This window comes from Thermogutta sp., from assembly GCF_039793925.1.
Classification (GTDB): Bacteria; Planctomycetota; Planctomycetia; order Pirellulales; family Thermoguttaceae; genus Thermogutta.
This window is the reverse complement of sequence record NZ_JBAMME010000208.1, coordinates 1-7,244: the sequence shown is the minus strand read 5'-3', so window position 1 is coordinate 7,244 and position 7,244 is coordinate 1. Positions and strand designations below refer to the sequence as shown.

Here is a 7,244-nt window from a genome sequence, read left to right as displayed (position 1 = left end):
AGCGCCATCAGGAGGAACAGGAGCACAAAGACCTGGAGAGCAGAGATTTCTTCCCTTAACATTTTTATTCTTCCTCCTTTGCGACCAATTCCTGCTCAGAGGACAGGCCGGATAGAATCGCGCAAGCAAATTCCGCTGCCCAATCTGCTCTCTCAGGGTTCGCTGCCTCGTTGGCCAGAGCCCCGAGGAGCAGGCGGGCAGCATCGGCGACGTCATCCCACCTGCCTCCGCCCAGCGCTGCCGCGCGGGCGGAGATCCAGTCCTCAACCGACTGGATGAATTCCTCCTGTGACTTGGTGAAAACTGACGCGATCATCGTTCCTCCTTAGGACAAAGTATCTGGACGCAGTATCCCGTCTCGCCCAGCAAGGCCACAGTAGCCTCGTTCGATGGGCACCTCTGCCTGCTGCGGTTGTATCCACCGCCAGGCCATACACTTCGGCCCGATGCAAAGGCGCTGCATCAATGGGCACTGTATCCATCTGGCCTCCTCCGGGGTCCATCCCAACTTGTTCACTGTTTTGTCCATTTTTCCTCCTTATCTGGCGGTAGTACTCCAGTACTATAGGGTCTGGGGAATTTTCTCACCCTCATAGCTGGAATTTTCTCTTTCTGCGTGCAATATCTGGTACTCTTCTGGTGTTGGTTCGGGGAAAGCGCAGTGGTCTTGGTGCGTCTCAGCACCGCAGCGTGGACAGCGGGAAGGGATACGAGAGGGAGCACCTTTCCACCCACAAACGGGGCACTGCATCATATACTGGCCACCGTCCAGGTGGACCCATGCGGAGCAGTGATAGCGCAGAAGTTCACCGCACCAATGACAGCGGCGATAAATAGCGTTCATTTGTCTCTGTTTCCTCCTGTGCTCTTGCCTGTTTGTGTTTCCTTTATCCTATATCCCTTTATTCTAAATTAATTATACACAACGATTTTTGATTTGTAAATGGTACTATGGTACTACCGGAGAGCGTGACAGTTCTTCGTGTGAGAGCGGGAATTTTCACGGTGCGCAAGTGAGAATTTTCACACCCCGCCGGTGGGAATTTTCCCAACTATTTTCTCATTTCTTTTTGTTTCAGCATCTTTATCGCATCCCGGTAGTCGATTGGGGTATTTGACAGGACAGTGATGATATTTGCCAAGTCGCGGAGGCCTGGTTGTTCCAGACCCAGTGCCCTGTGCTCCTTCTGGAGCAGTGCAGCCACCAACTCCCACAGTGCGCTTCCATCACGAAGGATTGGAGCGCCAGTACCGGCGCGCGCGAAGTGGACGGTTGCGTGGGGGATCAGCCTGCCGCCTGTCACCAGCCACCAGATAGTAAATCTCAGCGGACGCGGTGTCAGAAGCGGGCAGAGGAGCAGCGGTCCCGGCGCTCCTGGCAACTCAACCATCAGTTCGCCGCCAGCAACGCCATAATGGACCTCTGCGGCTCTGAAAGCGATGGGGACACGGGGGAACAGATACTTATGTGATTTCCACAGCATCAATTGGGAGGCGATAAAGTCAATTGACCAGGCGGGGAATGGAGGACATACCGATCTCACCAGTCTCCCAACTGCCTCCCTGGTGAATGACTTTGTGGTGAATATTTCCAGGGCGGCAGTGACAATTGAGCTGGAAACTTGCCCTAACCACTCTGCCGCCTGGCCGGACACAGAGTGAACGGTGATTAGCGTGCGCGCGCTGACTGCCCGATCACTCACATAGTCGGGGTGGTCTGTGAACTCCATATTGTCGATCGCGGCCTCCTGGGCAGCAAAGCTGCTTCCAGGATGCTCAAGATCGGCCTTCGCTTGTTCTATTAGCGCCCTTGCGGCATCTTCGATGCCATCGGGGTCAACTGTACAACTGGCGTATGTAAAATCCTCGTAAAGGATTATTTTGCCGTCGCGTTCAACCTGGTATACTGTAATACCATCTGACAGTGCGACTTTATGAGTATCGCTCATTCTTCCTCTCCTGCAAGCAGTTTGCTGGATTTCAAGAGGTCATTTCCCAGCGCATATAACAGCGGCGGGTACATTAGCAAAGATAGTGCTGCATCCAGTTGGCGAAGAGAAGTAAAACTGGTGATGCCGAACTCTCTTATTTCGTCAACCGCATCCCGCCATTCTGGCGGGATCTCTGGTACCGGTATAAGATTCTGCGTATAGCTAACCCTATCCGGTATCTCGAAATATCCTGTGACGAATCTTGTCTGTACCCACTGGTCAAACATCGTGGTGCCCGCCGTTGCCGCCACTGGTCTTTTGTATCCAGGGCGGCAATGGAATGCCAGCCCTCCACACACCGGGCACTGTCGCGGTGTCTGCCCAGAGTACGCGTAGGATTTCACGCACTCGTAGCAAGTCACCACCCAACGACCAGTGCCCGTGAAAACCGTCTCGAGTGGCTCCACCCGGTGCCGAAGCACCGGGAGCAATGCATGCGCTGGGATCACCAGCGCGTCGCCGCCGTTACCCTGGATCATCGCGGCGATTTCCATTGCTAAGGAAAGGCTCTTGACGCGAATAATCCGGTTGAACAGGGCGTCAATCCCGAGCTTTCTTAGCTTGTTGTAGTAACTGCTGGGAGGCTTCTTGCCTCCCCACTCTGCAGTGACGATAAATAACATTTCTCACCACCTCAAAATTATCGTTGGATCAGAAAAATTTGTCAACTACAGGCACAAGCGATACATTTGCGGTGCCACGGCACCGCAGGGCGAGATGGGCCAGACAGCGGATGCAGCACACCCGCTGTCTGGCTTGCTCTGAGCAAATGGTAATAGCAGGTCCGCCGCCGCATCATTCCAAATCCCAAAGATAGTACCTTCGGGAGTACGGGCTGCGATGAACCCAGGGCACAACGGTTTCCCTGCCATGTTCAATGATAACGCGGCTTGCGGCATAGCCGCGCGTCCAGATTTCTCCCCTTTTCTCCCAGTGCCCAAACAGGGCAGCTCTTTCGACCTCCGCCAGGACGAAGCGCTGCCCAAACTGTCCTGATGACAGTTCCCCAAGCAACTCGACGCTCTCATCCCAGCTTAATCGCTGTAAAATTACCCATAGCAGCAGCGTGTCGCTGTCATCGTCGCTACCTGGGTAGCCAAGTACCTTCGCAACTGATTTGAGGATCGCAACCGTCTCGTCGCCCAGATCGCCATTGTGAGCAAACAGGCGTCCGCGGGCTTTGTCTACAAATGGCTGCACATTCTCGATGGCAAGGTTGCCGCGGGTCGCCAGCCTGGCGTGAAGAATATGCAGCCCGTCCCTGGCTTCTCTGCTATATTTGTCGATCACTGTGTCGAGCTCTTCTATTCTGAGGCATTTCCATGTGCGGATGTTTCCACCTTGGCCTATAACTGCGACTCCCAGCCCGTCTCTCTGCCAGGCCTGGTAGAACTCAATCCGCCGGAATTTTCTTTTACTGACAAGAATTTCGCACATTCTTTACCCCCTTTCTGGCTCCTGTAAGATAAGATTGGTGATGAAGTCCGCAACCTCCTGGTCGAAGGACACGCGGACATCATACGGGAGTCCGATCTGGATTTCCTCTTCCCGCTCCAGGCGGAAGGGTATATACTTCCACCCAAACCGCTCAGCCAGCTCTGGTGAGTTGGTCACCAGCCCGCGTGCCCTATCGAATCCGAACAGCAGCACGCTCGCGCGCGGCCTGCCAGCCATTTCTCTTGCCCATTTTGCCCAGTGTGCGCAGAACGTGTCATGCCTGTGCAGAGTTACCTGGTGCTGCCTGTCAGCCATTTCAAGCGGCTGGAGGCCGAATGTGAACGGCCGCCCTGATCTTTCGGCCTCGCGAATCTGGTCTGCCTGTTTCCTGGCAGTAGCGCTCATTGCCGGCACTTTGTTTCCGCGTGCAATGGCTTTCACCACCCGCATCGTCCATACTGCCAGTTCCTCGAAAGCGAGGACAGATGCGGGAAGAGTCCGGTATTCCAGGCCGTGCCATTTTGGCTCCCAGGAACAGCGTTTGGCATAATCACCGCGCGCTCGCCCGGAGAGCTCGACCAGCCACCCGATCTCTCTGTCTACTGCATTTATGAACTTGTCCAGTGTCTCAACTGACGATGTCAGTGCGCATCCATCTTCGACACCGACATGGATGTGGAATCCAATCGGGAATCTGTGGCCAGCCAGGCAGGCTCGGTATCCGGTGCGCCTTTCCCATTCCTGGGCAAGGCTGCGAATCCGGGCATAAACTGTGCGCGGCTCTGCGCTCGGAAGAGGATGCAATTCCACAATCTCCTGGGACCCGTCCTCGTCGACATCTCCATCATCGGTCCCAAAGAACCCGCTCCCTGGCAAATCATCAGTGACGCCGCGAAGCGGGTCAAATGCCTCAAACTCTGGGTCTGCTCCCAGAAGTATAAATTTGTGCCGCTCTCTTTCTCTCCACCCCATTTTCACCGCAATCTCATACACCAGCTTCGCTGCGCGACGATCGTGCACCCAGTCGGTGGCAGCAAGAATGTGCCGCTGATGCTGATAAACGCCGAGCAGGTGCAAGTGCCCTGATGGGCACTTGGCATATAGAATTTCCCACTCGCCGGTCGGAGATAACACGATTCTTGAGCTGATTCTGCTTTCGCCATCAGTGAAGTAGCGAAATTCCATTGGGCATACGGTGACCTTGATTATCCTTTGCTGCCTGCAGTGAAACATCACTGCAGGGTGGAAAGAACAGCAAAAATAAGCGGTATTGCTTTCAAGGCCACCCTCGCCACACAGGTCTCCATGTTCCACAGTTTCAGGGAATATGGATTCTGTTGCAGGAAATACTTCCTTCGTGAGCATCTTGCACCTCCGGCTCAATGCAAGAACGTGACATCACCTGATTTCCAGCCTGAGGAATCTTACTTCTTCCTCAGGAAAAAGTTCTGCAATCTGGATCAGGAGCGCAGTCTGATCGCCACCTGAGGCGATCAGCGCTTCTCGTGCCGTGGGAGGGAGAGAATCCCACCCATCTTCATACACCAGCTCGTCGAGGTAGTCTCCGAGCCGGTGGCTGTAAATTCTACTAAGTGGGAGCGTGATAACATACCTGCCACCACGAATTTCCGCTGTGACAGGTATGAGTCCGACCGCTATAGCCCGGCAGACCGGGCACGTGGCCGATTCGTCAATCAGCCACCCGCTTTCCCCCGCAAGCAGTATGGCATCTTTTTTGGTCCGGGCCCATGGCCCGGGTGCTCCACACCGCTGGCAGAGAATCGCGAATTCACTATGTGCTTTGAACTGGTACATCTTGCTCCTTTCTTTTTGGATTGGTTGTTGGGTTGCTGGGTTTCTGCTTCTGCCTTATTTCCGCTGGTCAAAGCGCGGAAATAGCGCAGTAGAAGTCTTCAATGAATTCCGCAAACTTCGCGGTTTCCTTATTTCCGAGCATCATTGCGGCCGCCTCAGCGGCAGCAATGAATGCAGCGGGTGCTATGCTGTACCCCAGGCGCCGCGCCAGAGCAGCCAAGCCAACTGCCTTCGCGCATGCGTCCTGCGCGTCGTCCGGCTCAGTGGTGAACATCCGATCGGCAACGCGCAGGGCAACCGGCTCATCCAGGTAATCAGCCAGTGAACTGGCTGTACCGGACTCGGCCACAAGGCCGACGAAGAGGTCCAGGTATTCGTCTGGAATTTTGGCTTTCGTTCCGTACACAGCGAATACTACTGCTGTAACCTCCTCGGCCTGCATCCACGCTGGGCCGGAGTCGCGGATTATCTCAAGGGCTCTTCTCAGCGCCTCCGGGCGACGCGTTGTCCGGAATTCATCCAGTGCTTGGTTAACTGTGTACATTTTGCACCTCCTTTGTTTCCTGGGCCAGAAACTAACAGATAACTTGCCGCGCCAACGCGCGGATAGTCTGGTACGGCTCAGGTAAGTCTTCTTGATCCGCAGGGAACCGCGCGGTTTCTCCTCTGATCTTGAAGACCCACTGTGGTTTGTTGTAGTGGCCGCAAATGTATGCGGCCCCATCGAGATAGCATATCCCGACGAACTCGTCGTTTTCGTAGATGTAGTAGATGCGCGTCAGCCCGTAGTCACGGCTGACATCGTATCGGCCAAAACATACCTCGTACATTTTGCGCCCTCCTTTTTAAACTACAACTGTTTTAATATGCTCTCAACTGCTTCCTCCAGTTGCCTGACACGCAACTGGAGGTCAGCGTACACTAACTGCCGGGCCCAGTCATCGGGGGCGATGGACCGGGCCCAGCGGTACCCGTCGGGCGTTACCGGACGAACATTCGTAATGGAGATCTGGAGTTGTCCTCCACGACTGGACCACCCTTTCGGGTTTGTCCAGTCGACCACTAACAGCGGGGACTGAATTTGGTAGTTTCCGAGGGATGCGCCTGCCAGCAACAGGGTCCCGGGTGGTAATTCCTCTTCATACCCGTATCGGCCTCTCACAGAGAGGCCGAAAATTTTGCGGGTTATGAATTCCTCATTCCCCTCGTCGAGTTCTGCTTCTACCATTTCCCACCAGGCGTGAATGTCGCCGGAGGCGGGTCCTGTGATTCTGAACTCGTTCCCTCTCATTGCTCTCCCTTACTTGACAAAACGGACATTACATCCTCAGCCCCGCAGAGCCGACATGGCTTGCCGGGATAAGGATACCCACACCGGGCACAGATTTCCCAGGACCAGGCCTGTGCCCCACACCGGGCACAAACCCAGTAGCCTGGGTCCAGGCCCTCTGGCGGGACCCGGCGCCAGTTGTGGTGGCACCGAGTCCGTATCTCGATCTCGCGTTCGCGAAGGCGTCTGAGCGTGAGTAACCACTGCTCATACGCTCGGGCTGCACGCTCCCGGTCAATGTCCGTGTAACACGGGCCTGACCAGGAGAAGTAGAATTTCTCCGCGAGATCGCGGAGACGCCGGTATTCTGGGTCTTCACGATACATCGTATTGATATCTTTTTCCAATTCCATCTTAGACCTCCTACGATGATTGGTACTACGCTCCCCCGGGGAACTGGCGTCCAATTATGAACAGCCCCGGGGGCGAAATACCTGCTATAGTGGCCGAAAAAAGGGCCAGTGCGGGCCGGGTTTATCGGCCCGCACTGGCCACCGGTCACTGCTTTTCCGTCAGTACACCGTAAGTGACCACTGCTGCCCCGCAATGGGGGCAGAGCGGCCAGTCGGGGCGGGGGTGATTCGCCCAGTACTCGCGTTCGAGTTTCGAGACGTATGGGCGGTACAGGAGCCGCCCACGGAGCGAGGCGCCGGGCACATTTCCCCACCCCC

10 protein-coding genes are annotated in these 7,244 nt (G+C 55.4%); all 10 read right to left on the bottom strand.

Annotation, left to right across the window (positions count from 1 at the left end; translation table 11 throughout):
* Positions 1-64: 64 nt before the first annotated feature.
* On the bottom strand, positions 65-316 hold the full coding sequence (locus ABJK56_RS08545) for a hypothetical protein (protein ID WP_347244247.1): 252 nt from the start codon (positions 314-316) through the stop codon (positions 65-67).
* A 736-nt stretch (positions 317-1,052) separates the two neighbouring features.
* Complete coding sequence (locus ABJK56_RS08540) at positions 1,053-1,949, bottom strand: hypothetical protein (RefSeq protein WP_347244246.1); 897 nt, start codon at positions 1,947-1,949, stop codon at positions 1,053-1,055.
* Entirely contained in the window at positions 1,946-2,614 is a 669-nt protein-coding gene (locus ABJK56_RS08535; RefSeq protein ID WP_347244245.1) for a hypothetical protein, read from the bottom strand. The genes ABJK56_RS08540 and ABJK56_RS08535 overlap by 4 nt, the downstream gene beginning before the upstream one ends.
* Positions 2,615-2,786: 172 nt before the next feature.
* Positions 2,787-3,428, bottom strand: a complete 642-nt coding sequence (locus ABJK56_RS08530) for a class II glutamine amidotransferase (protein ID WP_347244244.1) — start codon at positions 3,426-3,428, stop codon at positions 2,787-2,789.
* A gap of 3 nt (positions 3,429-3,431) precedes the next feature.
* The gene (locus tag ABJK56_RS08525; RefSeq protein WP_347244243.1) at positions 3,432-4,613 is read right to left on the bottom strand and encodes a hypothetical protein; all 1,182 of its coding nucleotides are present in this window, start codon (positions 4,611-4,613) and stop codon (positions 3,432-3,434) included.
* A gap of 213 nt (positions 4,614-4,826) precedes the next feature.
* Positions 4,827-5,243, bottom strand: a complete 417-nt coding sequence (locus tag ABJK56_RS08520) for a hypothetical protein (protein WP_347244242.1) — start codon at positions 5,241-5,243, stop codon at positions 4,827-4,829.
* A 67-nt stretch (positions 5,244-5,310) separates the two neighbouring features.
* Positions 5,311-5,787: a hypothetical protein gene (locus ABJK56_RS08515; RefSeq protein WP_347244241.1), complete on the bottom strand. Its 477-nt coding sequence runs from the start codon at positions 5,785-5,787 to the stop codon at positions 5,311-5,313.
* A 31-nt stretch (positions 5,788-5,818) separates the two neighbouring features.
* Positions 5,819-6,073, bottom strand: a complete 255-nt coding sequence (locus ABJK56_RS08510) for a hypothetical protein (RefSeq protein ID WP_347244240.1) — start codon at positions 6,071-6,073, stop codon at positions 5,819-5,821.
* Between the two features lie 20 nt (positions 6,074-6,093).
* Complete coding sequence (locus ABJK56_RS08505; RefSeq protein WP_347244239.1) at positions 6,094-6,534, bottom strand: hypothetical protein; 441 nt, start codon at positions 6,532-6,534, stop codon at positions 6,094-6,096.
* A complete protein-coding gene (locus ABJK56_RS08500) occupies positions 6,531-6,926 on the bottom strand; it encodes a hypothetical protein (RefSeq protein ID WP_347244238.1) in 396 nt (131 codons plus the stop codon). Before ABJK56_RS08500 ends, ABJK56_RS08505 begins: the two co-directional genes overlap by 4 nt.
* Positions 6,927-7,244 lie beyond the last annotated feature (318 nt).